The organism is Cupriavidus sp. FW306-1B-F12B (assembly GCF_058781795.1).
Genome location: NZ_JBYSXC010000002.1, coordinates 532,679 through 558,058, shown reverse-complemented (window position 1 = coordinate 558,058; position 25,380 = coordinate 532,679). Strand labels below are relative to the sequence as shown.

Below are 25,380 nucleotides of genomic sequence, written 5' to 3'. Positions count from 1 at the left end.
TCTCCGGCCTGCTGCAGCCGGGCTTTCCGGAAGCATACGGTGGCGCCCCATGCGATGCCTTCTATCGCATGATCCTGTTCGAAGAGCGCGCCTGGGGCGGCTCGGGCGGAATCGCCTCGGGGCTGTTCTCGCACACCATCGGCGCGCCGCCGATCGCCGCGGTGGGCAGCGAAGCGCTGAAGGCGCGCGTGCTGCCGCAGATCCTTGCCGGCGAGAAGATCTCCGCGCTCGCCATCACCGAGCCCGACGCCGGCTCCGACGTGGCGCAGCTTTCCGCCAGCGCGCGGCGCGAGGGCGGCCACTACGTGGTCAACGGCACCAAGCTCTACAGCACCTCAGGCATGCGCGCCGACTACTTCACCGTGGCAGTGCGCACCGGCGGCCCGGGTTCCGGCGGCGTGTCGCTGCTGCTGATCGAGGGCGATACGCCGGGCCTGGCGCGCACGCCGCTGAAGAAGATGGGCTGGTGGGCATCCGACACCGCGCAGCTGTTCTTCGACGGGTGCCGCGTTCCGGTGGAGAACCTGATCGGCGAGGAAGGCAAGGGCTTTGCCGCCATCACGAAGAATTTCAACCACGAGCGGCTGGCGCTGGCCGCAGCCGCTTGCGGCTATGCGCAGGTCTGCTTCCATGACGCGCTGGCGTGGGCGCGCGGACGGCGCACCTTCGGCAAGCGGCTGGCCGACCACCAGGTGGTGCGCCACCAGCTGGTGGACATGGCCACGCGCATCGAATCCACGCGCGCCCTGCTGGACGACCTGGCCGCGCGCCTGGACGACGGCGCCGCGCCGGTGGCGCAGATCGCGATGGCCAAGAACATGGCCACGCGCACTTTCCAGTTCTGCGCGGACCGCGCGGTGCAGTTGCTGGGCGGGATGGGCTATATGCGCGGCAGCCGGGTGGAGCGCCTGTATCGCGAGGTCAAGGTGATGATGATCGGCGGCGGCGCCGAGGAAATCATGAAGGACCTGGCAGCGAAGCAACTGAGCCTGTAGCAGGCTGCGGACGGCGTCGCCAGGTGCCGTCCGCAGCCGCCTTCCTCTTACTCCAGCCGCACTCCGCTTTTCTTCACCACTTCACCCCATCGCACCGCTTCGGCCTTGATGAACGCCTGGAACTGCTCCGGCTTGCCGCCGACCGGATCAATCCCATAGTCGATCAGCCTTGACCGTACGTCAGGCTGCTGCAGCACCGCTTCCATTTCCCGGGCCAGCCTTGCCTGCACCGCCGGCGGCGTCATCGCCGGTGCGATCAGGCCGATCCAGCTGCCTGCCGTGACGCCCGGATAACCGGCTTCGGCCATGGTCGGCACCTCCGGCGCGGCCGGCCAGCGCGTCGGGCTGGAGATCGCCAGCGCGCGCACCTTGCCCGCCTTCACCTGCGGCATCATGGTCTGCACCGAATCGAAGATGATGGCGACCTGCCCCGAGAACAAATCAGGCAGCGCCGGCGCAATGCCCTTGTAAGGCACGTGCGTCATCTTCATGCCGACCGACTGCGCGAACAGCTCGCCCGCCAGGTGCGCGCCGGAGCCATTGCCGCTGGAGGCAAAGGTCATCTTCGCGGGATTGGCCTTGCCCCAGCCCACCAGCTCTTTCACCGTGGTCGGCGGCAGCTGCGCGCTGGAGACCAGCAGCAGCGGAATCCGCCCGATCATGCTGACGCCGGTGAGGTCCTTGAGCGGGTCATAGCTCATCTTCGGATACAGGCTCGGGTTGATGGCGTGCCCGGCCACCACCACCAGCAGCGAGTAGCCGTCCGGCGCGGACCTGGCGACGTTCTCCGAGCCGATCATGCCGTTGGCGCCGGGGCGGTTCTCCACCACCACCGGCTGGCCGATGCGTTCCGCCAGCTTCTGCATCACCAGCCGCGTCACGGCGTCCGACACACCACCGGGCGTGTACGGCACGACCACGCGGATCGGGCGGTTGGGATAGGCGTCGCCCTGCGCCATGGCGGGCATGGGGCCGGCGAGGCTGCCTGCCGCCAGTCCTGCGAACAGGCCCAGGCATAGCTGGCGCCGGATGCGCGTGTCGGGCTTGGGTCGGGTCATGTCTCCTCCTGGTTGCGCGCGCCAGTGCCGGCGCGCAAGGTCTCTGGCCGGGTCTATGCCCAGCTGCGGGGTACGGATAGCGGAAAGTCCAGCAGCATCTGCGCGTAGCTCTTGCCCAGCGGGTCCGAGCGCAGGCTCGCCACGCCGCCACCGCCCAACGCGCCGTGCATCAGGAAGTTCAGCGCGTGCAGGCCAGGCACGTCGAAGCGCTCGACCTCGCCCTGCACCAGGTGGGCAAAGTACGCGCGCACGGCTTGCGGGGTGAGCTGCTCGCGCAGCAGTGCCAGGTACTCAGGCTTGCGGGCGATCACGCCGATGTTCTCGTCATCGCCCTTGTCGCCGCTGCGCGCATAGGCGAGCGTGACCAGTGGCCGCTCGACGCGCGGCTCGCGGGGAAGCGCAGGCGATGCCGGCGCCTCGAGCGCGAGCGGCGGCATCGCCTGCGGCGCGCTCACTGCCGCGTTGGGCAGCAGGATCTCGCCAGCCTCGAACTCCACGCGCATCGGCACCTCCGGCTTGGGCACCAGGAAGGAGAACACCTTCACCACGGGCTGGATGTCGACCCGACCCGCGAAGGAAGAGCGCGTGCCCGCCGCCATGGACGTCCCCGCAGAAGAGCATTCGCGCTGCAGGAAGCTCAGCCCCCTGGCGAGCGGATGGCGCGCGCCGATGCGCAGCACCACTTCCCGCGTCGGCAATGCGCGCGCATGCGGGCCATATTGCGATTCGCAGCCGAGCAGCTCGACCACGGTCTCGGTGTAGTCCGGCATCTGGCGTTCTGCCAGCATGGCACGGGTGCGCGCCAGCAGCGCCTCCGCAGTGCGGCGCGCCTTGGCGGGGGCATCGATGCCGCGGATCGCCATCATCAGGCTGATCTGGTAGCCGTCCTGCCAGGTGGCATTGCCCTTGTAGTGCGTGCCAGGTGCCCGGCCACGCGCGCCATGCACGCGTACGCGCCCGGCCTCGACCAGTTCGGTGCGCACCATGCGGAAGTCGCAGGTCACGTCCGGCATCAGGTAGTTGGCGGGATCGCCGACCTCGTACAGCACCTGTTCCGCGACCGCGGCCGGGTCGACCAGTCCCCCAGTGCCCTCTGGCTTGCTCAGCACGAAGCTGCCGTCGTGCGCGCAGTCGATCACGGGATACCCCATGCGCTCCCACCCGGGCACGCGCTGCCAGTCGGTAAACAGCCCGCCCGTGGCCTGGGCGCCGCACTCGATCACGTGGCCCGCCAGCGTGCCGGCGGCGAGGCGGTCCCAGTCGGTCCAGTTCCAGCCGAACTCGTGGGCCAGCGCGCCCACCACGACGGCGCTATCGACGCAGCGCCCGGCAATGACGATATCCGCGCCCAGCGCCAGCGCGCGGGCAATGCCTTGCGCGCCGGTGTAGGCGTTGGCCGACCAGGGCTCGGTGGTTGGCACCGGATTGCCGGCAAGGTCAGTCAGACCCTCGGCGCACCACTGCGCGAAGCGCGGCTGCACGTCGTCGCCGCTGACCACCGCGATGCGCGGCGACAGTCCCTGCTGCGCCGCCACCTTGAGCAGTGCGTCGCGGCAGCCGTGCGGATTGAGGCCGCCGGCATTGGCAACGACACGGATGCCCCGCCGCAGGATTTCACCGAGGTTCGGCCCCATCGCCGCGTGCACGAAGTCGGTGGCGTATCCCTGCGCCGGATCCTTGGCGCGGGCGCGTGCCAGGATCGACATGGTGGTCTCGGCCAGGTAGTCATAGACCAGGTATTGCAGGCCGGGCACTGCCAGCAGTTGCGGCGTGGCGATGGCGGAATCGCCCCAGAAGCCGGAAGCGCCACCGATGCGCACAGTCTTGCCGGCGCGCGCTTCGCCTTGCACGGATTCGCTCATGCTTCCTCCTTTGCGGCCACATCGGCCTCCACCCGTGCCAGCAACGACCCGGCACTGGCCTGCCCGCCGGCGCGCGCCGGCAGTTCCGCCACCACGCCGGCAAACGGCGCCACGATGGCGTGCTCCATCTTCATGGCCTCCAGCACCACCAGCGCCTGGCCCGCTTGCACGTGGTCGCCCTCGGCCACATTGACCGCGACGATGCGGGCCGTCAGCGGCGCCTGCAGCACGCCGTCGGCGTCGCCGGCATCGCGGCGGCGGCGCGGATCGTGCAGCGGGAAGTGCCAGGCGCGGCCGGACTGGAACAGGTGCAGGGCGTGCTTTTCGGCGGCGAACACCAGCGGATAGGCCACGCCGTCGCATTCGACCAGGGCCGTGCCGCTGGCGGCATCGGCGCGCAGCACGCGCAGCCTGCATTCCACCGGCGGGTGGTCTTCACCGCGCTGGCACAGGCTCACGCGCCAGCCGTCGGCGCACACGCGCAGGAACGCTTCCCAGTCCTTGCCGGCCGCATTCAGCACCACGCTGGAGGCCGCACGCGCAAGCGTGGCCGGCTTGCCGTTGCCGCCCAGCAGCCCCGACGCGGCCAGCGCGGCGCTTGCCGTCACATGCACCGGAGGCACCGGGGCCTGCAGCGCCGCCTGCATATGGGTGTCGACAAAGCCCGTATGCACGTCATTGCCGGCGAATGCCGGGTGCGCCAGGCACGCGGCCAGGAACCCCTGGTTGGTCGGCACGCCCAGCAGCGTGCAGTCCTGCACCGCGCGCAGCAGCTTGCGGCGCGCCTCTTCGCGGTCGGCGCCATGCGCGACCAGCTTGGCAACCATCGAGTCATAGTGGGTGGGGATGGCACCGCCCTCTTCCAGCGCATGGTCCACACGCACGTCGCGGCCGGCGGCAGGCGGGCGCCAGCGCAGCAGCGGCCCACCCTGCGGCAGGAAGCCGGCCGGCACGTCCTCGGCGGTGAGTCGCACTTCGATGGCATGGCCGTTGAGCCGGACCTGGTCCTGCGTGACCGGCAGCGGCTCGCCTGCCGCCACGCGCAGTTGCCATTCGACCAGGTCGAAGCCGGTGATGGCCTCGGTCACGGCGTGTTCGACCTGCAGCCGGGTGTTCATCTCCATGAAGTAGAAGCTGCCCTCGGCATCGAGCAGGAACTCCATGGTGCCGGCGCCGACGTAGCCGATGGCCTTGGCCGCGCGCACGGCGGCCTCGCCCATGCGCGCGCGCAGCACCGGGCCGACCGCGGGCGACGGTGCTTCCTCGATGACCTTCTGGTGGCGGCGCTGCACGGAGCAGTCGCGCTCGCCGAGATGGATGACATTGCCGTGAGTATCGGCAAAGACCTGGATCTCGACGTGGCGCGGCGCGATCACGGCGCGCTCGAGGATCAGCTCGTCGCAGCCGAAGGCAGCCGCCGCCTCGGAGCGTGCGCTCGACAGCGCCGCGGGCAGCGCCGCCGCGTCGCGCACCAGCCGCATGCCGCGCCCGCCGCCGCCCGCCGCGGCCTTGACCATCAGGGGGAAGCCGATGGACCCGGCCTCGGCCAGCAGCGTGGCGTCATCCTGCGCGGCCCCCTGGTAGCCGGGCACGCACGGCATGTCGGCAGCCAGCATCAGCCGCTTGGCTTCGGCCTTGTTGCCCATGGCGCGGATCGCCGCGGCGGGCGGGCCGACGAAGACCAGGCCGGCGGCGCTGACCGCCTCGGCAAAGGCGGCGTTCTCGGCCAGGAAGCCATAGCCGGGGTGGACCGCATCCGCACCGCTGGCGCGGGCAGCTTCGATGATGGCGGCAAGGTTCAGGTACGACTCGCGCGGCGCGGCCGCGCCGATGCACACGGCACGGTCGGCGCAGGCAAGGTGCGGGCTGTGGCGGTCGGCTTCGGAATATACGGCCACGGTGGCCAGCCCGAGGCGGCGGGCGGTGCGCATGATGCGCACCGCGATCTCGCCGCGATTGGCGACGAGCAGCGTATGGAAGGATCGGCGGGTAGCAGACATGGGAAATCCTGTGAATCTCTTGGAAGATGCGGCCGGCGCGGTCAGCCGGTCGACTGCGCGGCGCGCACCGTGTCGGCATCGAAGCGAACGGTCCAGGCGGCATCGCGCTTGTCGCGGAATGCCGCCACGCCTTCGGCGCCCTCGCGCCGCATGCATTGCGCAAACTGGCGCGAGGCCTGATCCAGCAGCGGGCCCAGCGGCTCGTGGCCGCAGCGGCCGACCAGTGCCTTGAACACGCGATTGGCGTTGGGGGCGCAACGGCCGATGCGCGTCAGCCACTCGGCAATCAGGGCGTCCAGCTCCGCGCTGTCGGCCGCGAGCTGGTCGACCAGGCCGATGGCTGCCGCTGCCTCGCCACTGACGCGCTCGCCGGTCAGGCCCAGGCGGCGCGTGGCGGCAGCGCCCAGCCTTTGCACCACAAAGGGGGCGATCTGCGCGGCGACGATGCCCAGCGTGGTCTCCGACAACGCAAAGCGCGCATCGCGCGTAGCCAGCACGATGTCGGCCGCGCAGGCCAGGCCCATGCCGCCGCCCATGGCCGCGCCCTCAACCGCGGCGATCACCGGCACCGGCAGCACGCTCAGCCGCTCCATGAAGTAGCCGAACTGGCGGTTGCGCGTGGCGACCGGGTCTTCCTGGCTGGTGTCGGCATCGAGCCGGGACTGGAAGCTGCCCACGTTGCCGCCTGCGCTGAAGCTGCCGCCGGCGCCGCGCAGCACCAGCGCGCGGACTTCCGGGTCGGCTTCGGCCTGCGCCACGACGGCGGCCAGCGCGGCCACCACTTCGGGCGCCAGCGCATTGCGGGTGGCAGGAATGTTGAGGGTGGCGAACAGTACGCCGCCGGCGCGGCGCACGATCACGGCATCGTTGCATGAGCTGTCAGGCATGGCGATCCTGGCTGGTAGTTGGTTCAGGATCGCGTCAGCCGCGCGACATCAGGCCCATCTGCTTGGCAATGACCTGGAGCATGACCTCGTCCGCCCCGCCGCCGATCGAGCCCAGCCGGAAATCGCGATAGGCGCGCGACGCGTGGTTGTCCCAGGTGTAGCCCATGCCGCCCTGGAACTGCATGCACCAGTCGGCCACCTCGCGCGACAGCCGCCCGGCCTTGAGCTTGGCCATCGACGCCAGTTCAATCACATCGCCCCCATCGATATAGGTCTGCGTGGCCATGTAGACCAGCGCGCGCAGCGCCTCCATCTCGGTCTTGAGCTCGGCCAGCTTGAACTGGATGAACTGGTTGTCGAGCAGCGGCTTGCCGAAGGCGACGCGCTGGCGCAGGTAGTCGGCGGTCTCCTCGATCAGCGCGTTGCAGGCCAGCCGGCGCGCCGCGCCGTTCAGCCGCTCTTCCTGGAACTGCTTCATCTGGTAGATAAAGCCCATGCCCTCGTCGCCGATGCGGTTGCGCACCGGCACGCGCACTTCGTCAAAGAAGATCTGCGCAGTGTCGGACGACCACATGCCGAACTTCCTGATCTTCTGCACTTCCACGCCGCGCACGCGCTTGCCGTCTTCCCTGAGAGGCACCACGATCAGCGACTTGTTCTTGTGGACCGGACCGTCGGAAGTATTGCACAGCAGGCAGATCCAGTCGGCCTGGGTGCCGTTGGTGATCCACATCTTGGAGCCGGAGATGACATAGTCGTCGCCATCACGCACCGCACGGGTCTTGAGCGAGGCCACGTCGGAACCGGCGCCGGCTTCGGACACGCCGATGGAGCACACCATGTCGCCGGCGATGGCAGGGGCCAGGTAGTTGCGCTTGAGCTCGTCCGAGCCGAACGCGGTCAGCGCCGGCGTCGCCATGTCGGTCTGCACCCCCACGCCCATGCCCACGCCCTGTGCGCGGGCATAGCCCAGCGCCTCGGCGGCGGCAACGGCGTAGGAGAAGTCGAGTCCCATGCCGCCGTATTCGATCGGCTTGGTGATGCCGAGGAAGCCGAGGTCGCCCATCTTCTTGAACAGCGCATGCGCCGGGAAAATCTCGGCGGCTTCCCACTCGTCGACGAAGGGATCGATCTCCGCCGAGACGAAGCGGCGGATGCTGTCCATGATGTTGCGGTGGTCTTCCGTGTAAAGCATGGTGGTCTCCTGGTGTCTTGTTCGTTTGGGACGTGTCTGGATGGCGCCGGCGCTCAGAAGCGCCCGACGCCAAACTGGATCGCATGCGGCTTGCGCAGGCTGGCCTCGCGCGCGGTGGCCAGCACGAAGGCCAGCACGGCGCGCGTGTCGCGCGGGTCGATCACGCCGTCGTCCAGCAGCAGCCCGCTGGTGATGAAGGCGCTGGCCTGGCGCTCGAAGTTGGCAACGATATCGGCGGTCTGGCTGGCCAGCTGCGCCTCATCGACCGGCACGCCCTTGCGCGCGGCCTGCTGGCGCGCCACGATCTCAAGCGTCATGGCGGCCTGCTCGCCGCCCATCACGGCGGTGCGCGCGTTCGGCCACGAGAAGCAGAAGCGCGGCCGGAAGCCCCGCCCGCACATGCCGAAGTTGCCCGCCCCGAACGAGGCCCCGCAGTACAGCGTGACCTGCGGCACCGTCGAGTTCGACAGCGCCTGGATCATCTTGGCGCCATGCTTGATCATGCCGGCCTCTTCCGAGGCGCGGCCGACGATAAAGCCGGTGGTGTTCTGCAGGAACACGATCGGCGTGTCCGACTGGTTGCATAGCTGGATGAACTGCGCGGCCTTGGTGGCGCCGGCCGGGTCGATGGGACCGTTGTTGGTGATGAAGCCGACCGTATTGCCTTCGATGCGGGCGTGGCCGCACACCGTGCCGGGGCCATAGTCGGGCTTGAACGGCAGCCAGGCGGAGTCGTCGACGATGCGCGCGATCACCTCGCGCATGTCCACCGGGCGCTTCATGTCGAGCGTCATCACGCCATCCAGCTCCGACGGGTCGAGCCGCGGCGGGCGCGCGGGCTGCGCGGGCCCTGCCGCGACGGTCGGCCAGTCCAGGCTGGCGACAATATCGCGCGCGGTGGCAAGCGCGTGCTCGTCGTCCTCGGCCAGGTATTCGGCCAGGCCGCTGAGCGTGGCGTGCAGGTCGGCGCCGCCCAGTTCCTCGTCCGTGGCGATCTCGCCGGTGGCGGCCTTCAGCAGCGGCGGCCCCGCCAGGAAGGCGCGCGCGCGATTGCGCACCATCACCACGTAGTCGGACAGCCCCGGCATGTAGGCGCCGCCCGCCGTGGACGAGCCATGCACGACCGTGATCACCGGCAGCCCGGCCGCGGACAGGCGAGCCAGGTTGTAGAACAGCGCGCCGCCGCGCACGAACTTGTCAACGCGGTACTTGCGCAGGTTGGCGCCGGCCGATTCCACCAGGTGGATGAATGGCAGCCGGTTTTCCAGCGCGATTTCCTGGCAGCGCATCAGCTTCATGTTGCCGGCCTCGGTCATGGCACCGGCGTCGATGCCGGAATCCGTGGCCAGCACCATGCAGCGCACGCCGCAGACGAAACCGATGCCGGCCACCAGCGAACCGCCGGGGATGGAGGTCTCGGGGTCGGGGTCGTCCATGCCGAAGCCGGCCAGCGTGGCAATCGGCAGGAACGGCGCGCCTGCGTCCAGCAGGCGGCCGATGCGCTCGCGCGGCAGCAGTGCCCCGCGTTTGGCAAAGGTGGGCCGGGCGCGCTCCGAGGCGGCCACGGCACGCTGTTCGAGGCCATGGAGGCGGTCGATCAGGGCCTGCATGCCGGCGCGCTGGCTGGCGAAGGCGTCGGAAGATGAGTCGATGCGTGAGTCGATGGGAATCATGGCGCTTGCGTGAGGTTCCGTGATGCATGGATTGCAAACCACCACGCCGCCCGGGACAACCGCAATCGCTCAGTCTGTGCATAATGTGCACAAGCCAGAAACCCAGGACGCGGGGCGCGGCATCCGCCACCCCCAAAGCGTTCCCCGACGCACCTTTCCATGCCAACCAAGACCCCCTCGCCCGGCGGCGTGCAGAGCCTGTCCCGTGCCTTCGCCCTGCTCCGGCTGCTTGCCGAGCATCACGAGGCGGGACTGACCCTGCCGGAACTCGCCGCGATAGCGGAGATTGACCGTACCACCGCGCACCGGATGGCGCGCTTCCTGGAATCCGCGGGGTATATCGAGCGCGAGTCGGCGGGCAAGCGTTATCACCTGGGCACTGCCGCCATGGCGCTGGGCCTGCGTGCGATGAACCGGCCGCCGCCCAACAGCGTGCTGGTGAGCAAGATGAAGGCGCTGGCCCGGCTCACGGGCGATGCGGTGTTCCTGACCGTGCGCATCGGCGACCACGGGCACTGCCTGCATACCGAGGAAGGCAGCCACCGCATCAAGACCTTCCACTTGCTGACCGGCACCTCCCGCCTGCTGGGCCAGGGCACCGGCAGCATGGCCTTGCTGGCGACGATGGACAACGAGGCGGTGCGCGCGCATTACGAGCGGCACCGCGCCGAGTACGCGGCCGGTGGCCTGAGCCTGCTCAGGCTGTTGCGCGGCGTAGAGCGCGCCCGCAAGCTGGGCTATGCGCTTGCCGGCGCGGAGGGGGTGGCAGGCGTGGGCTATGCACTGCCCCTGGAAATGGGCGCCGAGGCCGCCATCAGCATCATGTCGACCGCCTCGCGGATGCCGGCGGCGCGGCGGCATGAGATGGGGGCGATTGTCGGCGCGATGTTTGCGCAGGGAAACTAGGGTCGGCTTTTGGCGCCGACCCGGGCGCCCGGTCCCTACTTCCTCAACTTCCCTCCAAACTGCTTTCGAAACTTGGCCAGTTTCGGCGAGATCACAAAGGCACAGTACCCCTGGCTCGGATGGTCCTGATAGTAGTTCTGGTGACTTGCCTCGGCGCGCCAGTACGGCTGCTCCGGCTCGACCTGCGTCACAATCGGCGCATCAAAGACCTTGGCGGCAGCCAACTCCCGCATCACGTATTCCGCCGTGGCCCGCTGCGCCTCCGAATGCGTAAAGATCGCCGACCGGTACTGCGGCCCCACGTCGTTGCCCTGCCGGTCCGGCGTGGTCGGGTCATGGATGGCGAAGAAGATCTCCAGGATCTGGCGAAAGTTGATCACCGACGGATCGAAGGTGACACGGACCACCTCGACGTGCCCGGTATCCCCCTCGCAAACCTGCTGGTAAGTCGGGTGATCCACGTGCCCGCCGGTATAACCGGACTCCACCGCCACCACGCCATCGACCTGCTGGTAGACCGCTTCCAGGCACCAGAAGCACCCGCCCCCCAGCGTGGCCGTTTCAAGTCCATGTTCCATTTGCGCCGCCCCCTTGCGTTGTCGTCTGTGGTGTCACGGCCTCAAGCATAAGCGCAGATTGGCGCCCTTGCAGCAGATTCAGCCAGGCTGGCGCCGCGCCTCCAGCATCGCGCGCAGTTGCGGCTTGAGCACCTTGCCCAGCGCGCTGCGCGGCAGGTCGTCCAGCAGCACCACCTCGCGCGGCAGCTTGAAGCGGGCAATGCGCGTGGCCAGCAGTTCGCGCAGCGGCTCCGCCCCCAGCGCGTCGCGCGGCGCGCCCGGCGCGGGCACGATCACCGCCACCGGCACCTCGCCCCAGCGCGCATCGGCCACGCCGACCACCGCGCACTCCTGCACCCCGGGCAGGCCGACCAGCACGTTCTCGATCTCGGCGGGATAGATGTTCTCGCCACCCGAGATGATCATGTCCTTGCTGCGGCCGACGACTTCGATGCAGCCGCCGGCATCGCGGTGCGCGAGGTCGCCGGAATGGAACCAGCCGTCGGCCAGGCCGTTATCAGGCTGGTTCCAGTAGCCAGCCATCACGTTGGCGCCGCGCACCCACAGTTCACCGACTGCGCCCTGCGCCACCTCGGCACCGTCCGGGCCGGCCAGCCGGACTTGCGCTTCCGGCTGCGGCCAGCCGGCATAGCCAGGCCGGGCCACCGCATCCTGCAGCTTCAGCACCACCGACACCGGACCGGTCTCGGTCGCGCCATAGACCTGCCCCAGCGGCACGCCGCGCGCATGGAAGGCCTCGATATACGACAGCGGGATGGTCGACGAACCTGCCATCACGCCGCGCAGCGCCGACAGGTCGGCCCCGGGCCAGCCGGGATGCTCAAGCACCGCGCGCAGCGTGGCCGGCACCATCAGCGACAGGCTCGGCCGCGCCTGCGCAACCGCGCCGAGCCAGGCATCCGGCGCAAAGCGGTCGTGCAGCGTGACCTGCGCCCCGGCCAGCAGCGCCGGCAGCGTCTGGATGCACAGCCCGCCGACATGGAACATCGGCAGCACCGACAGCACGTGGTCGTCCGCGGTCATGCCGTGCGCCCACCAGCTGGCGCGCGCATTGGCCAGCAGCCCGGCCTGCGTATGCACCGCGCCCTTGGGCTTGCCGGTGGTGCCGGAGGTGTAGGCGAGCAGCAGCGGCGCATCGTCCGGCACCGGCGCATGGGCCAAGCCGAACGGCGCGGGATGGTCGATCAGCCGGTCGAGATGCGCGGCCTGGCAGCCGCCGCCAGCCTCCCGCGCCAGCCCTGCATGGCGCTCGTCGTGGAACAGCGCGGCCAGTTGCGCGTGGGCGGCGATGGTACGCAGCTCCGCCGGCGCCAGCCGGTAGTTCAGCGGCACGAACATCGCCCCGATACGCGCGCAGGCGAACAGCAGCACCAGCTGCAGCTCGTGGTTCAGGCACAGCGTGCCGACGCGGTCGCCCGCGCGGATGCCCCACGTCGCTGCCAGGTGGGCGCTGGCACGCTCGACGCGCCGCCACAGCTTGCCGTAGGTGAAGGTGCGGCCCAGGTAGTGCAACGCCGGCCGCCCCGGCGCCGCGGCGGCATGGCCATGCAGCATGGCCGGCAGCGCGCCCAGCCCGGCGGCGCCCGCGCGCATGGCGCGGCTGGCGGCGCTCATTCGTCGCGCTCGCCGGATTCGTACAGGGTCTCGCGCCCCATGCGGTCCAGGATCAGCTCGGCGGTCCAGGGCAGCATCAGCGCGCCGCAGCGCGAGTCGCGGTAGAGCCGCTCCAGCGGCAGGTCCTTGAGCATCGACTGCCCGCCGCAGGTGCGGATCGCCAGCCGGGCGATGTCGTTGGCGCCTTCCATCACGGTGTAGTGCGCGGCGTACAGGCGCAGGCGCTCGTCCTTGGTTGGATTGGGCCTGGCCTCATGGATCACGCGCCAGAAGAGCGAGCGCATGGTTTCCAGCTGGATGCGCATCTGCGCCACCGCGATCTGCTTGGTCGGGTACATGCGGCGCCTGACCGGCGGCTGGCCCGGCACCTCGCCGCGCAGGTACTGCACGGTGAAGTCGTAGGCGGCCTGGGCTACGCCCAGGTAGGTCGGCGACAGCGTGAAGAACATTGCCGGCCAGGTCTGCGCAGCACGATAGTAGACGCCGCGCGGCATCAGTTGCTCATGGTCGGGCACGAACACGTCCTTGAGCAGCAGCGTGCGCGATACCGTCCCGCGCATGCCCATCGGGTCCCACTCGCCGGTCACGGTCAGCCCTTCCGCATTGCCGGGCACGGCGATATAGAGCGTGTCGCGCATGTCGGGATGCTGGTCGCCGCGGGCCTCGGTGCATAGGATGCCGTAGTAGTCGGCCGCGCCCGACAGCGAGGCGAAGATCTTGCGCCCGTTCAGCACCCAGCCGCCCTCGACCTTGCGCGCGGTGGTGCCGAACGGCGCCTTGCCCGCGGCAGCAGCGGAGCCTTCGGAGAACGGCTGCGCATAGACCGCGCCGTCGCGCACCACGCGCGAGAAATGCAGCTCGCGCCGGGCTTCGTGCTCGGCGCGCTGCTCAGGCGTCATGTCGATGCCGTCGGACAGCACGCCGGTCCACATGGTCGAGCAGATATGCATGTTGTACGTCAGCGCCGTGGCTCCGCAGAAGCGGCCGATCTCGGCGCCAACCATGCAGTAGGTGGCAAAGTCCGCGCCCTCGCCGCCGAACGCCTGCGGCACGCACAGGGCCAGCAGGCCGGCCTCGCGCAGGTCGGCATAGTTGGCGAAGGGGAAGCTGGCCTCGCGGTCCCAGGTGGCTGCGCGCGCCGCGAAGCGCTCGCGGCCGAGGCGGTTGGCCAGCGCCAGCAGGCGCGCTTGTTGCGGGGTGAAGTCCGCCGTACCGATGGCGGGAATGAAGTCGAGCTGGCCGGATGGCATGTCGCGGTCTCCTGTTTTCCTGCTCGCGCCGGATGCAGTGGCGGCGCGGCGGCGGTTCTTGTGTTGCGTTGCCGGGAAGCGGCGTGGTTCAGTGCACGGGGAAGTGCCGGTGCAGGAAATCCAGCACTGCCTCGTTGAACAGCGCCGGCCGCTCCATGCAGGCCAGGTGGCCGACATCCGGCAGGCAGCGGTACTCGGCGCCGGGAGTGCGCTGCGCCATGCGCTCCATCACCTCGGGCGCGGCATTGGTGTCGTGCTGCCCGGCCAGCGCCAGCACCGGCACCGCGATGCGCGGCAGCGCGTCGCGCTGGTTGAAGCGCACCAGCGCACCCAGCGCCGCGCGGTAGGTGGGCGCCGGCACTGCCGCCATCACCGCCGTGGCAAAGGCCACGGCTTGTGGCTCGGCATCGGGCGCGACCATGGTGCGCACCAGCCCGGCGGCCATCTCGGCCATGGTCCTGCCGGCGTCCAGCGGCGCGGTGCGCGCGGCGATGAAGTCGCGCTGCCAGGGCCCGTCGCCCTTGCCAAAGGCGGGCGAGGTGCCGGACAGCACCATGCCGTCGATCAGCGCGGGCGCGGCCGCGCAGGCCTGCTGCGCCACCATCCCGCCCATGCTGTGGCCCAGCAGCACCACGCGCCGGCCGGCGTCGCGCTCGGCCTGCAGCAGCGGCGCCAGCGCTTGCGCCAGCCCGTCGAAGTCATAGGGATCGATCAGGGCGCTGTCGCCGTAGCCGGGCATGTCCCAGGCCACGGCGCGGTAGCCGGCCTGCGCCAGCGCCTCGCCCTGCGCGGGCCAGGCGGCCTTGCCGCCGCCGATGCCGTGCAGCATCACCACCGCCACCGGGCCATCGCCCCAGGCCAGCGTGGCGATGCCGTTGGCGTGGCGTTGCATCGTCGCGCTCGCGCTCATGCCGCCACCTCCACCAGCGTGCCCGCTTCCAACTCGTTGCGGCCATCCAGCGACACCGTGCAGTTGCGCAGCGGCAGGTCGAAATGGCCCAGCGTATGCCGTCCGGCGACCTCGTTGGCGCCGGTCGAGAACAGGAAGTTGCCGGCAAACGCGCGCAGCTCGGTGCCGTTGCAGTCGCGCTTGTCGTAGAAAGTCATCGCGTCCCAGCGTGCCAGCCGGTTCAGACCCCAGCCCACGTGCGAGACGGCATACGCATCGCGCGTGCCCTCGCGGTCGGCCCAGGCCTGGTAGTAGCCGCGCATCATGTCGGCGTCGACGCCCTGCCCCTCGACGCCGACGATGTAGTCGTCCTCGATATGGCAGACCACGGTATCGCGCAGGTAGGTCTTGAAGGTCAGGTTGACGTCGCCCGGCGCCAGCACCAGCGTGCCGTTGACCTGGCGGCTGGCCGGGAACGCCAGGCACAGCCCGCCGGGCCAGTGCGAGACCTGGCCGGGCTTGTTGCAGAAGCCCCAGACCCCGCCGACGCGGGCGTCGGCCAGGCCGATGCGCAGCTCGGTGCCGGCCGGCGAATGCACGCGCATCTCGCGCGCGCCGCGCAGGCGCTTCATGGCGGCGCGCACGGTGCCTTCCAGCGCCGGGTCGGGCTGGCAGCGTTCCAGGATCTCGGGATGTTCGTTGCTGACCATCAGCATGCGCGGCACGATGCCGTCGGCACCGCGCAGGATCAGCGGCAGTTCCGGCGCGTGCAGCAGGCCCTCCACCGTGCAGTCCAGCACCAGGTGACAGCGTGACAAGGCCGCCACCACCGGCGCGAGACCCTGCAAGGCATCGCTGGCGCCGGTGGAGCGCACCGGCGCGGGCGCGCTAAGTGCCGGTGTCGACACCTGGATCCGCACCGGGGTGGCGCCCAGCGACTGCACGGCCAGTTCGGCCAAGGCCACGTTGACAGGGCGGGATTGCGACTCCGTTACAATTCCAACGACTTCCGCACCCTGCAGGGCACAGAGTTCCAGCGTGCGCCGGAACGCCGCCAGCCAGCGGTGTTCGATCTGCTCGATGAGCATGACTTGTCTCCGGTTGTTCTTGTCTGGCGGCAGGGCTCGCCTGGTTTTGTGCGCCAGCCAACGCCCGCATCGCGGATTGGTGGTCGCCGGGCTTGTACTCGATGCCCATGGCGCGAATAATATATATGAAATTTCATGAACTCCAGCGGAGCCCCCATGGGCATGCCTGAGGCCCAGCCACAGATCACCAGCGCCGCCGCACCAGATTTCGATGCGCAGCACTTCCGCCGCACCCTGTCGCAGTTCGCAACCGGGGTGACGGTGATCACTACGCGCGCCAGCGCCGCGTCGGTCGCCGCCGGCGCGGCGCCGTTCATCGGCATCACCGCCAGTTCGTTCAATTCGGTGTCGCTGGATCCGCCGCTGGTGCTGTGGAGCATGGCCACGCGCGCCAACAGCCTGCCGATGTTCCGCGACGGCACCCACTACATCATCAACGTGCTGTCGGCCTCGCAGCTGGAGCTGTGCCAGCGCTTCGCCACCCTCAAGGGCGACCGCTTCGCCGGCGTCGACTACCGGCTCTCGGCCACCGGCCTGCCGATCCTGTCCAATGCCCTGGCCTGGTTCGAATGCCACAACCGCAGCCGCTACGACGAGGGCGACCACATCATCTTCGTGGGCGAGGTCGAGCGCTGCGGCGTGCTCGATGGCAGCGACGGCCCGCTGGTATTCCAGGGCGGCCAGTTCACCACCACCGCCCCCCTCGTCCCCTGACCGCACCGGGCCCATCATGGCGGACCTGCCCGCGCACTCCCCCCTGCCCTTTGTCGATGGCTACCTGGCCTACCTGCTGGCCCGCGCGAGCCACCTGATCTCGGGCGAATTCCACCGCGAAGTGGAGGCCAGCGGCCTGTCCGTGCAGGAATGGCGCGTGCTGGCCACGCTGGCCGACCGCCCCGACTGCACCATCGGCACGCTCGCCGAAATCACGCTGACCAAGCAGCCGACGCTGACCAAGCTGGTCGACCGCATGGCCGCCGACGGGCTGGTGACGCGCCGCGCCGGCCAGGCCGACCGCCGCCAGGCGCTGATCTCGATCACCCCGCGCGGCCTCGCGCTGGCCCAGCCGCTGCTGGCGCGCGCCGCCCAGCACGAGCGCGCAGTGCTGGACGACTTTGGCCCGCGCCAGGGCGCGCTGCTGAAAGAAACCCTGCGGCAGCTGATCGCGCTGCATACGCAGCGCTAGGCGCCCTCCGCCGCCTTCAGGATCGCCAGCGGCGAACTGTCCACCTTGATCCGCTGCAACACGATGTTCGAGCGGATATCCATCACGCCCTTGGTGCGGTACAGCCGGTTCACGATGAAGTCCGAGTAGTGCTTCAGGTTGCGCGCCTGCACCCGCAGGATGTAGTTGCTGTCGCCAGTGATGATGTACGCCGACAGCACTTCCGGCCATGACTGAACCGCGGCGATAAAGGTGTCGTGCCAGCCTTCCACGTCATGGCGCATCGACACCTGCACGATCGCCTCAAGTTCCAGCCCGAGCTGCTCGGCGTCGAACCAGGCGCGGTAGCCGCCGATCACTCCTGATTCTTCCAGCAGCCGCACCCGCCGCAGGCATGCCGAAGGCGACAGCGCCACGCGGTCGGCCAGGTCCTGGTTGCTGATGCGGCCGTTCTCCTGCAGGCAGGTCAGGATGCGCAGGTCGGTGGGATCGAGGTTCATTCGAATTTCCTTCGACTAATCATCAATTCTTCGCATTTTATGCGAAAGATGATGGCATCGGCGGTTCATTTAGCAAGCCTCTTGCCGGCAATTTTGACTATGATTTCCGTCATCGAGGCAGACAACGACGGCGCCTTGCAAAGGCGCCGCGCACCCTTATGACCGCCCCCAATCAAGACCCGCGCCGGCTCTGGGACATCAGCCCGCCGCTCTCCCCCGCCACCCCGGTCTGGCCCGGCGACACGCCGTTCCAGCAGCAGCCGGCCTGGCAGATAGACGAGCACTGCCCGGTGAATGTCGGCCGCATCACGCTATCCCCGCATACCGGCGCGCACGCCGACGCCCCGCTGCACTACGCTGCCGACGGCGCGCCGATCGGCGCCGTGCCGCTCACGCCCTACCTCGGCACCTGCCGCGTGATCCATTGCATCGGCGCCTCGCCCGTGGTCGAGCCGCGCCATATTGAACACGCGCTGGCCGGCCTGCCGCCGCGCGTGCTGCTGCGCACCTACCGGCAGGCGCCGCTGGCGCAGTGGGACCCGCATTTCTGCGCGGTCGCGGCCGAGACCATCGCGCTGCTGGCCGCGCACGGCGTGCAACTGGTGGGCATCGACACACCGTCGCTGGACCCGCAGGAATCCAAGACCATGGATGCGCACAACGCCGTGCGCCGGCACGGGCTGGCCATCCTGGAAGGCATCGTGCTGGATGAGGTCGATGCCGGCGACTACGAACTGATCGCGCTGCCGCTGCGCTTTGCCGGGCTCGATGCCAGCCCGGTGCGCGCGGTGCTGCGCAGCCTCGACTGAACCATTCCCGAACAACCCCTGGCCAATCCCACGACATGACGACATTTGACCGCGAGCACTGTATCCGGCTCGACCAGCAAGACCCGCTGCGCCCGCTGCGCGACCAGTTCGCGCTGCCCGAGGGCGTGATCTACCTCGACGGCAACTCGCTGGGCGCGCGCCCGCGCGCCGCCGCCGCGCGCGCCGCCCAGGTGGTGGCCGAGGAATGGGGCGAGGGCCTGATCCGCAGCTGGAACACCGCCGGCTGGTTCGAGCTGCCGCAGCGGCTGGGCAACAAGCTGGCCCCGCTGGTCGGCGCCGGCCAGGATGAGGTGGTGGTGACCGACACCACTTCGATCAACCTGTTCAAGGTGCTGGCCGCGGCGCTGCGCGTGCAGCAGTCGCGTGACCCGGCGCGCAAGGTGATCGTGTCGGAGGCCAGCAACTTCCCCACTGACCTGTACATCGCGCAAGGCCTGGCCGATCTGCTGCAGCAGGGCTATTCGCTGCGCCTGGTCAATTCGCCGGCCGAGATCGACGCCGCCGTGGGCGCCGACACCGCCGTGCTGATGCTCACGCACGTCAACTACAAGACCGGCGAGATGCTCGACATGGCCTCGCTGACCGAACTCGCCCACGCCCGCGGCGCGCTCACGGTGTGGGACCTGTGCCACTCCGCCGGCGCGGTGCCGGTCAACCTGAAGGCGGCCGGGGCCGACTACGCCATCGGCTGCACCTACAAGTACCTGAACGGCGGCCCGGGTTCGCCCGCCTTCGTGTGGGTCGCGCCGGCGCTGCGCGATGCCTTCTGGCAGCCGCTGTCGGGCTGGTGGGGCCATGCCGCGCCGTTCGCGATGGATCCGCAGTATCGCCCGGTGGAAGGCGTGCGCCGCTTCCTGTGCGGCACGCAGCCTGTGACCTCGCTGGCGATGGTCGAATGCGGCCTGGACATCTTCGCCCAGACCAATATGCAGGTGCTGCGCGCCAAGTCACTGCTGCTGACCGACCTGTTCATCGAACTGGTGGAGGCGCGTTGCGGCCACCACCCGCTGACGCTGGTCACGCCGCGCGAGCACGCGCGCCGCGGCAGCCAGGTCAGCCTGGAGCACCCGGACGGCTATGCGCTGGTGCAGGCCCTGATCGAGCGGGGCGTGATCGGCGACTACCGCGAGCCGCGCATCGCCCGCTTCGGCTTCACGCCGCTGTACACCAGCTTCGCCGAGGTGTGGGATGCTGTGGAAATCCTGCGCGACGTGCTGGACAGCGGCGCCTATCGCGACGCGCGCTTCCAGACGCGCGGCCAGGTGACCTGATCGGGAGCGCATCATGAGTGAATTCAAGGGATGCCCCTTCTCCGCCGCGGCCAGCGAGGCAGGCACGAAAGCACAGGGCGACGGCTGGCACGGCGCGCAGATGGATTTCGCCAAGGACATGAGCTATGGCGACTATCTCGGCCTGGACCAGATCCTGAATGCGCAGCACCCGCTGTCGCCGGACCACAACGAGATGCTGTTTATCGTGCAGCACCAGACCACCGAGCTGTGGATGAAGCTGATGCTGCACGAGCTGCGCGCCGCGCGCGAGTCGGTCAAGGCCGACAGCCTGCCGCCTGCGTTCAAGATGCTGACGCGGGTGTCGCGCATCATGGACCAGCTGGTGCAGGCGTGGAACGTGCTGGCGACGATGACGCCGCCGGAGTATTCCGCGATGCGGCCTTACCTGGGGATGTCGTCGGGCTTCCAGTCGTTCCAGTATCGCGAGATCGAGTTCATTCTCGGCAACAAGAACGCGGCCATGCTGAAACCGCATGCGCACCGGCCGGAGCACCTGGCCTTGGTGGAGACCGCGCTGAAGACGCCGTCGCTTTATGACGAGGCGATCCGGCTGATGGCACGACGTGGTTTTGCGGTCGATGCGGATTGCGTGGAGCGGGACTGGACCCAGCCGACTGCGTACAACGCCTCGGTCGAGGCGGCGTGGCTGGAGGTCTATCGCAATCCGTCGGCGCACTGGGAGCTGTACGAGCTGGGCGAGAAGTTCGTGGACCTGGAGGATTCGTTCCGCCAGTGGCGCTTCCGCCATGTGACCACGGTCGAACGCGTGATCGGCTTCAAGCGCGGCACCGGCGGCACCGAGGGCGTCAGCTACCTGCGCAAGATGCTGGATGTGGTGCTGTTCCCGGAACTGTGGAAGCTGCGCACCGACCTGTAACGCCTTGCGCGTCGGACCTGGCCGTCACCCCGCCGGGTCCGACAACCTTGCCGCGAGCGCCCGCAACGCCGGCGCCAGCGTCTGGTGGAACACCGATTCATCCACCGCCCCATAGGAAGCACTGCAACTCAGCATGTGCAGCTCCTTCTCCCCCACCGGCCGGAACGCCACCGCACAGGCATGGATGGCCGGATGCCAGTCGCGGAACGACGCCGCATAGCCGCGCTGCTGCGCCTCGGCCAGGGCGGCGCGCGTGGCCGTCTCCTGCTGCTTCCACTGTTCCGGGAACGCCTGGCTGAACTCAGCCATGACCCGCTCGCGCCGCGCCGCCGGCAGCGCGGCCAGGTATGCCCGCCCCATCGAACTGGACACCAGCGACAGCCGCGAGCCCACGCCCAGCCCCAGCATCACGCCCGCATCGTTGCGGATCGATTCCAGGTAGATCACTTCCATGCGCTCGCGCTTGCCCAGCGAGACCGAGACCCCGTACGACTGCGCGAACGCCAGCATATGCGGCCGCGCCAGCGACACCACGTCCGACGCCGACAGGTAGGCATAGCCCAGCGCCAGCACGCCGGCATCCAGCGCGTACTTGCCCAGGCTTTCGTCATAGCGCAGGTAACCGAGCTGCACCAGCGTGCCGGCCAGCCGGCTCACCGTGGCCTTGGGGAAGCCAGTGCGGCGCACGAAGTCCTGGTTGCCGAGCATTGCCTCGCCGGTGCGGAAGCAGCGCATCAGCTCCAGCCCGCGCGCCAGCGCGGTAACGAAGTTGGGATCGCTGTCGCGCACCGGCGCGGGCGGCGTGGCATCGGGAGAAAGTGACGGACTGGTCAAGGCGGCTCCTCTCAGGTCGGCGGTTGTCCGCTCATCGCACAAAGGCATGGGTGTCGGGGGTTTTGCCTGTTGCACGGCAAAGCCATTGCGATATACTAATTCAACGGAACACAGTTCCGCAATGCGGAACAACAAATAACCCTCCGCGAAGATCACCGAACCCGTCATGATTCCCGGAAGCGCCGGTGCGGCAAGCGACCATTCGCCCCGCCCCCGACGCTTCCCCCCGCGCTACCGAAGGAGACCTGCATGGCTGCCAACGCCGAATTCCACTGGGCCGACCCCCTGCTGCTGGACCAGCAACTGACCGCCGACGAACGCATGGTGCGCGACGCCGCCGCGGCGTACTGCCAGGACAAGCTGATGCCGCGCGTGCTGCAGTCGTTCCGCAACGAGAAGACCGACGTGGAGATCTTCCGCGAGATGGGCGAACTGGGCCTGCTCGGCCCCACCATCCCGGAGCAATACGGCGGCCCGGGCCTGAACTACGTCAGCTACGGCCTGATCGCCCGTGAAGTCGAGCGCGTCGATTCGGGCTACCGCTCGATGATGAGCGTGCAGTCGTCGCTGGTGATGGTGCCGATCTTTGAATTCGGCACCGAAGCGCAGAAGCAGAAGTACCTGCCCAAGCTGGCCACCGGCGAATGGATCGGCTGCTTCGGCCTGACCGAGCCGAACCACGGCTCCGACCCGGGCTCGATGGTCACCCGCGCCAAGAAGGTCGACGGCGGCTATGAGCTGACCGGCGCCAAGATGTGGATCACCAACTCGCCGATCGCCGACGTGTTCGTGGTCTGGGCCAAGCTGCAAGGCGACGACGGCAAGGAAGCGATCCGCGGCTTTATCCTCGAAAAAGGCTGGAAGGGCCTGTCGGCACCTGCCATCCACGGCAAGGTCGGCCTGCGCACCTCGATCACCGGCGAAATCGTGCTGGACCAGGTGTTCGTGCCGGAAGAGAACATCATGCCGGGCGTGAGCGGCCTGAAGGGCCCGTTCACGTGCCTGAACTCGGCCCGCTACGGCATCGCCTGGGGCGCGCTGGGCGCCGCCGAATTCTGCTGGCACACCGCGCGCCAGTACACCCTGGACCGCAAGCAGTTCGGCCGCCCGCTGGCCGCCACGCAGCTGGTGCAGAAGAAGCTGGCCGACATGCAGACCGAGATCACGCTCGGCCTGCAAGGCTGCCTGCGCCTGGGCCGCATGAAGGACGAAGGCACCGCCGCAGTGGAAATCACCTCGATCATGAAGCGCAACTCGTGCGGCAAGTCGCTCGACATCGCCCGCGTGGCGCGCGACATGCTGGGCGGCAACGGCATCTCGGATGAGTTCGGCGTGATCCGCCACGTGGTGAACCTGGAGGTGGTCAACACCTATGAAGGCACCCACGACATCCACGCGCTGATCCTGGGCCGTGCCCAGACCGGCCTCCAGGCCTTCTTCTGATCGCATCCGCGACCAACGGACAGCTCTCCGCAATAAAAAAGCCCGGCTGCAAAGCCGGGCCAAGCACACTACCAAGGAGACGACGAGGCTGCCCCCGTCGATAAAACGCCTGTCCTGCACGCCGGCCCCGCCTTCACGCGGGGCCGCGTTCATTTGTTGGGTTGGGGCGTCAGGCGCAGGTACGGCCGCACCGCCTGGTAGCCCTTGGGGAATTTCTCGCGGATCACCGCCTCGTCCTTCAGCGAGGGCACGATCACCACGTCGTCGCCGTCCTGCCAGTTGCCCGGCGTGGCCACGCTGTGGTTGTCGGTCAGCTGCAGCGAGTCGATCACGCGCAGGATCTCGTTGAAATTGCGCCCGGTGCTGGCCGGATAGGTGATGATCAGGCGCACCTTCTTCTTCGGGTCGATGATGAACAGCGAGCGCACCGTCAGGGTCTCGTTCGCGTTCGGGTGGATCATGTCGTAGAGTTGCGACACCTTGCGGTCGCCATCGGCCAGGATCGGGAAGTTGACCGTGGTCGACTGGGTCTCGTTGATATCCTGGATCCAGCCGCGGTGCGAGTCCACGTTGTCCACCGACAACGCGATCGCCCTGACGCCGCGGCGTGCGAATTCATCCTTCAGCTTCGCGGTCAGGCCCAGCTCGGTGGTGCACACGGGGGTGTAGTCGGCCGGGTGCGAGAACAGCACGCCCCAACTGTCGCCAAGCCACGCATGGAAGCCAATGCGGCCTTCGCTCGAATCCTGCTCGAAGTCCGGGGCGATATCGCCAAGACGTAAAGCCATGTTCTGTTCTCCTGATTTCGGGGTGGAACCAGAGTATCCGGATTGATATCCAACCCAAACGAATATAAAGTCACTACAAAATCACTCGAAGTCATATAGACATTTTCTGACATTCATCACGCTTGCTTTCCGGCATGCTGACGATACTAGGCAGCGAAGCGGCACGCGCACTGGCTTGCAGCCTTGAAACCACGGCCGCCCGCCACATATGCTAAGTATCAGACCGACAATTGCCGTTAGCCTCGGAGCGTAGAAAATGTCAGAATCCGCACAAACCGAACCAACCGCCCGCAAACAGGAGAAACTGATGAGCGATGTCAAGACCGTTCTGTCCGACGCCGAGGAACTGCTGAAGCAAGCCGCCTCGACCACCGGGGAAAAGGCCGCCGAACTGCGCGAGCGTGGCATGGGCCTGCTCAAGCAAGCCAAGGAAAAGGCCCAGGACCTGCAAGACGCCGTCGTGACCAAGAGCAAGGCCGCGGCACGCGCCACCGACGACTACGTGCATGACCACCCGTGGCGCGCCGTGGGCGTGGCGGCCGGCGTAGGCCTGCTGATCGGTCTGCTGCTGAACCGCAAGTAAGCGATTCCAACCCGGCGCGGCGTGCTGGTGTGCCGCGCCTGAGCGGCAACCCGGTCATCGGGTTGCCAGTGGCCGGGGCTGGCGACACAACAGCCGCCACACCCGGCCCGCCTGCTGGAAAGGCGCGTACGGCCCACGCCGTCGCGCCGCTCTTTCACGCCGGAGCCGCATGAGCGAATCCCCCCCTTCCCCCAAGCTCCTCGAATCCGTGCGCAACCTGGCCGGCTCGCTGGTGGCCATGGTCCAGACCCGCCTCGAACTCGCCAGCGTGGAGCTTGCCGAGGAACGCACGCGCCTGATGAAGGTCGCGCTGCTGGCCTGCTTCGGCCTGGTGTTCTTTGGCATCGGGCTGGTCACGCTGACCGGGCTGATCGCCATCCTGTTCTGGGACACCTACCGCTGGCAGGCACTGGGCGCACTGACGGTCCTTTACCTGGTGCTGTGCGCGATTTGCCTGGCGTACGCACGCAACCTGGTGCGCAACGCCCCGCCGATGCTGGAGGCCACGCTCGCCGAAATCGACAAAGACCGGGAGATCCTGCGCCGATGAGCCCCCTGGAACCCGACGACAGCGCTGCCGGACACGACCGCCGCGAACACCCGCGGCGGGCCCGGTTCACGCAAGAGGTGCGCCTGCCGCTGGCGGTGCGCAAGGAACTGCTGCTGACCCGCGCCGCGCTGGAACGCTACGACTGCCTGCAGGCCCTGCATGAGGTGCGGGCTGGCGCGCACCGCCTGGGCACTATCGGCCACTGGCTGCCGCGCATCGCCCGTCCGGGGTCGTGGATGAAAGTGGTCGGCATGACCAAGGACTACCCGCTGCTGAGCACCGTAATGACGCTGGCGCTGCCGCTGGTCAAGCGCACGCCGGTGCTGCGCTGGACCTGGAAGCTGTCCAAGGTCGGCCTGGCAGCCGGCGCCGCCTACTGGGTGTACAACACCTGGCGCGAAGCCAGGCACCAGGCCGTGCCGCCCGCAACCGCGCCGACGCCCGCGCCGGCCGGCACCCCGCCCGGCGCCGATACCGGCTTCCGCGACCCGCTCGTTCCCTGACCCGCCGCCGGGCCTGGCGG

24 protein-coding genes and 1 pseudogene are annotated in these 25,380 nt (G+C 68.8%); 11 read left to right on the top strand and 14 right to left on the bottom strand.

Annotated features, from left to right (window positions below; all coding sequences use genetic code 11):
- Positions 1 to 5: 5 nt before the first annotated feature.
- Positions 6 to 995 (top strand): annotated as a pseudogene (locus tag AC3WLE_RS05860) (acyl-CoA dehydrogenase family protein); the annotation flags it as partial.
- A gap of 47 nt (positions 996 to 1,042) precedes the next feature.
- Here the strand turns inward: AC3WLE_RS05860 and AC3WLE_RS05855 are convergent.
- From AC3WLE_RS05855 to AC3WLE_RS05830, 6 genes are read right to left on the bottom strand one after another with little or no spacing between them, the layout of a single operon-like run.
- Positions 1,043 to 2,053, bottom strand: a complete 1,011-nt coding sequence (locus AC3WLE_RS05855; RefSeq protein WP_492318771.1) for a tripartite tricarboxylate transporter substrate binding protein — start codon at positions 2,051 to 2,053, stop codon at positions 1,043 to 1,045.
- A 53-nt stretch (positions 2,054 to 2,106) separates the two neighbouring features.
- Positions 2,107 to 3,915 (bottom strand): acyclic terpene utilization AtuA family protein, encoded by a 1,809-nt coding sequence (locus AC3WLE_RS05850; RefSeq protein ID WP_492318772.1) that lies wholly within the window; start codon positions 3,913 to 3,915, stop codon positions 2,107 to 2,109.
- Positions 3,912 to 5,915, bottom strand: a complete 2,004-nt coding sequence (locus AC3WLE_RS05845) for an acetyl/propionyl/methylcrotonyl-CoA carboxylase subunit alpha (protein ID WP_492318773.1) — start codon at positions 5,913 to 5,915, stop codon at positions 3,912 to 3,914. Before AC3WLE_RS05845 ends, AC3WLE_RS05850 begins: the two co-directional genes overlap by 4 nt.
- Positions 5,916 to 5,956: 41 nt before the next feature.
- Positions 5,957 to 6,802, bottom strand: coding sequence for an enoyl-CoA hydratase/isomerase family protein (locus AC3WLE_RS05840; protein ID WP_492318774.1), 846 nt, complete (start codon positions 6,800 to 6,802; stop codon positions 5,957 to 5,959).
- 34 nt (positions 6,803 to 6,836) lie between these two features.
- The gene (locus AC3WLE_RS05835) at positions 6,837 to 7,997 is read right to left on the bottom strand and encodes an acyl-CoA dehydrogenase family protein (protein WP_492318775.1); all 1,161 of its coding nucleotides are present in this window, start codon (positions 7,995 to 7,997) and stop codon (positions 6,837 to 6,839) included.
- 53 nt (positions 7,998 to 8,050) lie between these two features.
- On the bottom strand, positions 8,051 to 9,670 hold the full coding sequence (locus tag AC3WLE_RS05830) for an acyl-CoA carboxylase subunit beta (protein ID WP_492318776.1): 1,620 nt from the start codon (positions 9,668 to 9,670) through the stop codon (positions 8,051 to 8,053).
- 159 nt (positions 9,671 to 9,829) lie between these two features.
- On the opposite strand from AC3WLE_RS05830, the gene AC3WLE_RS05825 reads away from it, so the two are divergent.
- Entirely contained in the window at positions 9,830 to 10,576 is a 747-nt protein-coding gene (locus tag AC3WLE_RS05825) for an IclR family transcriptional regulator (RefSeq protein ID WP_492318777.1), read from the top strand.
- A gap of 35 nt (positions 10,577 to 10,611) precedes the next feature.
- On the opposite strand, the gene msrA is transcribed toward AC3WLE_RS05825, so the two are convergent.
- From msrA to AC3WLE_RS05800, 5 genes are all read right to left on the bottom strand, one after another.
- Complete coding sequence (msrA, locus tag AC3WLE_RS05820) at positions 10,612 to 11,154, bottom strand: peptide-methionine (S)-S-oxide reductase MsrA (RefSeq protein ID WP_492318778.1); 543 nt, start codon at positions 11,152 to 11,154, stop codon at positions 10,612 to 10,614.
- Between the two features lie 78 nt (positions 11,155 to 11,232).
- Positions 11,233 to 12,768: a class I adenylate-forming enzyme family protein gene (locus tag AC3WLE_RS05815; protein ID WP_492318779.1), complete on the bottom strand. Its 1,536-nt coding sequence runs from the start codon at positions 12,766 to 12,768 to the stop codon at positions 11,233 to 11,235.
- Positions 12,765 to 14,018 carry an acyl-CoA dehydrogenase family protein gene (locus AC3WLE_RS05810; protein ID WP_492353242.1) on the bottom strand — a complete coding sequence of 418 codons (1,254 nt, stop codon included), beginning with the start codon at positions 14,016 to 14,018 and terminating at the stop codon, positions 12,765 to 12,767. The genes AC3WLE_RS05815 and AC3WLE_RS05810 overlap by 4 nt, the downstream gene beginning before the upstream one ends.
- An 88-nt stretch (positions 14,019 to 14,106) precedes the next feature.
- Positions 14,107 to 14,928 carry an alpha/beta fold hydrolase gene (locus AC3WLE_RS05805; RefSeq protein ID WP_492318781.1) on the bottom strand — a complete coding sequence of 274 codons (822 nt, stop codon included), beginning with the start codon at positions 14,926 to 14,928 and terminating at the stop codon, positions 14,107 to 14,109.
- Positions 14,925 to 15,995, bottom strand: a complete 1,071-nt coding sequence (locus AC3WLE_RS05800; RefSeq protein WP_492318782.1) for a 2,5-dihydroxypyridine 5,6-dioxygenase NicX family protein — start codon at positions 15,993 to 15,995, stop codon at positions 14,925 to 14,927. Before AC3WLE_RS05800 ends, AC3WLE_RS05805 begins: the two co-directional genes overlap by 4 nt.
- A 156-nt stretch (positions 15,996 to 16,151) precedes the next feature.
- Between AC3WLE_RS05800 and AC3WLE_RS05795 the strand changes: the two genes are divergently transcribed.
- Positions 16,152 to 16,709: a flavin reductase family protein gene (locus AC3WLE_RS05795; protein WP_492318886.1), complete on the top strand. Its 558-nt coding sequence runs from the start codon at positions 16,152 to 16,154 to the stop codon at positions 16,707 to 16,709.
- Between the two features lie 16 nt (positions 16,710 to 16,725).
- On the top strand, positions 16,726 to 17,181 hold the full coding sequence (locus AC3WLE_RS05790) for a MarR family winged helix-turn-helix transcriptional regulator (RefSeq protein WP_492318783.1): 456 nt from the start codon (positions 16,726 to 16,728) through the stop codon (positions 17,179 to 17,181).
- Here the strand turns inward: AC3WLE_RS05790 and AC3WLE_RS05785 are convergent.
- A complete protein-coding gene (locus AC3WLE_RS05785) occupies positions 17,178 to 17,660 on the bottom strand; it encodes an Lrp/AsnC family transcriptional regulator (RefSeq protein ID WP_010813722.1) in 483 nt (160 codons plus the stop codon). The genes AC3WLE_RS05790 and AC3WLE_RS05785 overlap by 4 nt on opposite strands.
- A 158-nt stretch (positions 17,661 to 17,818) precedes the next feature.
- On the opposite strand from AC3WLE_RS05785, the gene kynB reads away from it, so the two are divergent.
- Genes kynB through kynA form a run of 3 tightly spaced genes read left to right on the top strand, consistent with a single transcriptional unit; the run spans position 17,819 to position 20,659 of the window.
- Positions 17,819 to 18,469, top strand: a complete 651-nt coding sequence (gene kynB, locus AC3WLE_RS05780; RefSeq protein ID WP_340525972.1) for an arylformamidase — start codon at positions 17,819 to 17,821, stop codon at positions 18,467 to 18,469.
- A gap of 35 nt (positions 18,470 to 18,504) precedes the next feature.
- Complete coding sequence (kynU, locus tag AC3WLE_RS05775) at positions 18,505 to 19,761, top strand: kynureninase (protein WP_492318784.1); 1,257 nt, start codon at positions 18,505 to 18,507, stop codon at positions 19,759 to 19,761.
- 13 nt (positions 19,762 to 19,774) lie between these two features.
- The gene (gene kynA / locus AC3WLE_RS05770) at positions 19,775 to 20,659 is read left to right on the top strand and encodes a tryptophan 2,3-dioxygenase (RefSeq protein WP_492318785.1); all 885 of its coding nucleotides are present in this window, start codon (positions 19,775 to 19,777) and stop codon (positions 20,657 to 20,659) included.
- Between the two features lie 24 nt (positions 20,660 to 20,683).
- On the opposite strand, the gene AC3WLE_RS05765 is transcribed toward kynA, so the two are convergent.
- Positions 20,684 to 21,493, bottom strand: a complete 810-nt coding sequence (locus AC3WLE_RS05765; protein WP_340526275.1) for an IclR family transcriptional regulator — start codon at positions 21,491 to 21,493, stop codon at positions 20,684 to 20,686.
- Between the two features lie 249 nt (positions 21,494 to 21,742).
- On the opposite strand from AC3WLE_RS05765, the gene AC3WLE_RS05760 reads away from it, so the two are divergent.
- Positions 21,743 to 22,936, top strand: a complete 1,194-nt coding sequence (locus AC3WLE_RS05760) for an acyl-CoA dehydrogenase (protein ID WP_010813727.1) — start codon at positions 21,743 to 21,745, stop codon at positions 22,934 to 22,936.
- A 149-nt stretch (positions 22,937 to 23,085) separates the two neighbouring features.
- Here AC3WLE_RS05760 and AC3WLE_RS05755 read toward each other — a convergent pair whose 3' ends face one another.
- Positions 23,086 to 23,724, bottom strand: a complete 639-nt coding sequence (locus AC3WLE_RS05755) for a peroxiredoxin (RefSeq protein WP_492318786.1) — start codon at positions 23,722 to 23,724, stop codon at positions 23,086 to 23,088.
- Between the two features lie 256 nt (positions 23,725 to 23,980).
- Here AC3WLE_RS05755 and AC3WLE_RS05750 point away from each other — a divergent pair, with 256 nt between their 5' ends.
- The 3 genes from AC3WLE_RS05750 to AC3WLE_RS05740 all read left to right on the top strand — a co-directional run bounded on the left by AC3WLE_RS05750 (position 23,981) and on the right by AC3WLE_RS05740 (position 25,360).
- Positions 23,981 to 24,307: an ElaB/YgaM/YqjD family protein gene (locus AC3WLE_RS05750; protein WP_010813729.1), complete on the top strand. Its 327-nt coding sequence runs from the start codon at positions 23,981 to 23,983 to the stop codon at positions 24,305 to 24,307.
- 169 nt (positions 24,308 to 24,476) lie between these two features.
- On the top strand, positions 24,477 to 24,857 hold the full coding sequence (locus AC3WLE_RS05745) for a phage holin family protein (RefSeq protein ID WP_492353328.1): 381 nt from the start codon (positions 24,477 to 24,479) through the stop codon (positions 24,855 to 24,857).
- A complete protein-coding gene (locus AC3WLE_RS05740; protein WP_492318788.1) occupies positions 24,854 to 25,360 on the top strand; it encodes a DUF3318 domain-containing protein in 507 nt (168 codons plus the stop codon). The genes AC3WLE_RS05745 and AC3WLE_RS05740 overlap by 4 nt, the downstream gene beginning before the upstream one ends.
- Positions 25,361 to 25,380 lie beyond the last annotated feature (20 nt).

Coding starts and splice junctions, on each gene's coding strand:
- AC3WLE_RS05785 (WP_010813722.1), bottom strand. CDS start 17,660: ATGAACCTCGATCCCACCGACCTGCGCATCCTGACCTGCCTGCAGGAG.
- AC3WLE_RS05790 (WP_492318783.1), top strand. CDS start 16,726: ATGGCGGACCTGCCCGCGCACTCCCCCCTGCCCTTTGTCGATGGCTAC.
- AC3WLE_RS05835 (WP_492318775.1), bottom strand. CDS start 7,997: ATGCTTTACACGGAAGACCACCGCAACATCATGGACAGCATCCGCCGC.
- AC3WLE_RS05815 (WP_492318779.1), bottom strand. CDS start 12,768: ATGAGCGCCGCCAGCCGCGCCATGCGCGCGGGCGCCGCCGGGCTGGGC.
- AC3WLE_RS05805 (WP_492318781.1), bottom strand. CDS start 14,928: ATGAGCGCGAGCGCGACGATGCAACGCCACGCCAACGGCATCGCCACG.
- kynU (WP_492318784.1), top strand. CDS start 18,505: ATGACGACATTTGACCGCGAGCACTGTATCCGGCTCGACCAGCAAGAC.
- AC3WLE_RS05810 (WP_492353242.1), bottom strand. CDS start 14,018: ATGCCATCCGGCCAGCTCGACTTCATTCCCGCCATCGGTACGGCGGAC.
- msrA (WP_492318778.1), bottom strand. CDS start 11,154: ATGGAACATGGACTTGAAACGGCCACGCTGGGGGGCGGGTGCTTCTGG.
- AC3WLE_RS05850 (WP_492318772.1), bottom strand. CDS start 3,915: ATGAGCGAATCCGTGCAAGGCGAAGCGCGCGCCGGCAAGACTGTGCGC.
- AC3WLE_RS05795 (WP_492318886.1), top strand. CDS start 16,152: ATGGGCATGCCTGAGGCCCAGCCACAGATCACCAGCGCCGCCGCACCA.
- kynB (WP_340525972.1), top strand. CDS start 17,819: ATGACCGCCCCCAATCAAGACCCGCGCCGGCTCTGGGACATCAGCCCG.
- kynA (WP_492318785.1), top strand. CDS start 19,775: ATGAGTGAATTCAAGGGATGCCCCTTCTCCGCCGCGGCCAGCGAGGCA.
- AC3WLE_RS05760 (WP_010813727.1), top strand. CDS start 21,743: ATGGCTGCCAACGCCGAATTCCACTGGGCCGACCCCCTGCTGCTGGAC.
- AC3WLE_RS05755 (WP_492318786.1), bottom strand. CDS start 23,724: ATGGCTTTACGTCTTGGCGATATCGCCCCGGACTTCGAGCAGGATTCG.
- AC3WLE_RS05825 (WP_492318777.1), top strand. CDS start 9,830: ATGCCAACCAAGACCCCCTCGCCCGGCGGCGTGCAGAGCCTGTCCCGT.
- AC3WLE_RS05845 (WP_492318773.1), bottom strand. CDS start 5,915: ATGTCTGCTACCCGCCGATCCTTCCATACGCTGCTCGTCGCCAATCGC.
- AC3WLE_RS05745 (WP_492353328.1), top strand. CDS start 24,477: ATGAGCGAATCCCCCCCTTCCCCCAAGCTCCTCGAATCCGTGCGCAAC.
- AC3WLE_RS05800 (WP_492318782.1), bottom strand. CDS start 15,995: ATGCTCATCGAGCAGATCGAACACCGCTGGCTGGCGGCGTTCCGGCGC.
- AC3WLE_RS05740 (WP_492318788.1), top strand. CDS start 24,854: ATGAGCCCCCTGGAACCCGACGACAGCGCTGCCGGACACGACCGCCGC.
- AC3WLE_RS05855 (WP_492318771.1), bottom strand. CDS start 2,053: ATGACCCGACCCAAGCCCGACACGCGCATCCGGCGCCAGCTATGCCTG.
- AC3WLE_RS05750 (WP_010813729.1), top strand. CDS start 23,981: ATGTCAGAATCCGCACAAACCGAACCAACCGCCCGCAAACAGGAGAAA.
- AC3WLE_RS05830 (WP_492318776.1), bottom strand. CDS start 9,670: ATGATTCCCATCGACTCACGCATCGACTCATCTTCCGACGCCTTCGCC.
- AC3WLE_RS05840 (WP_492318774.1), bottom strand. CDS start 6,802: ATGCCTGACAGCTCATGCAACGATGCCGTGATCGTGCGCCGCGCCGGC.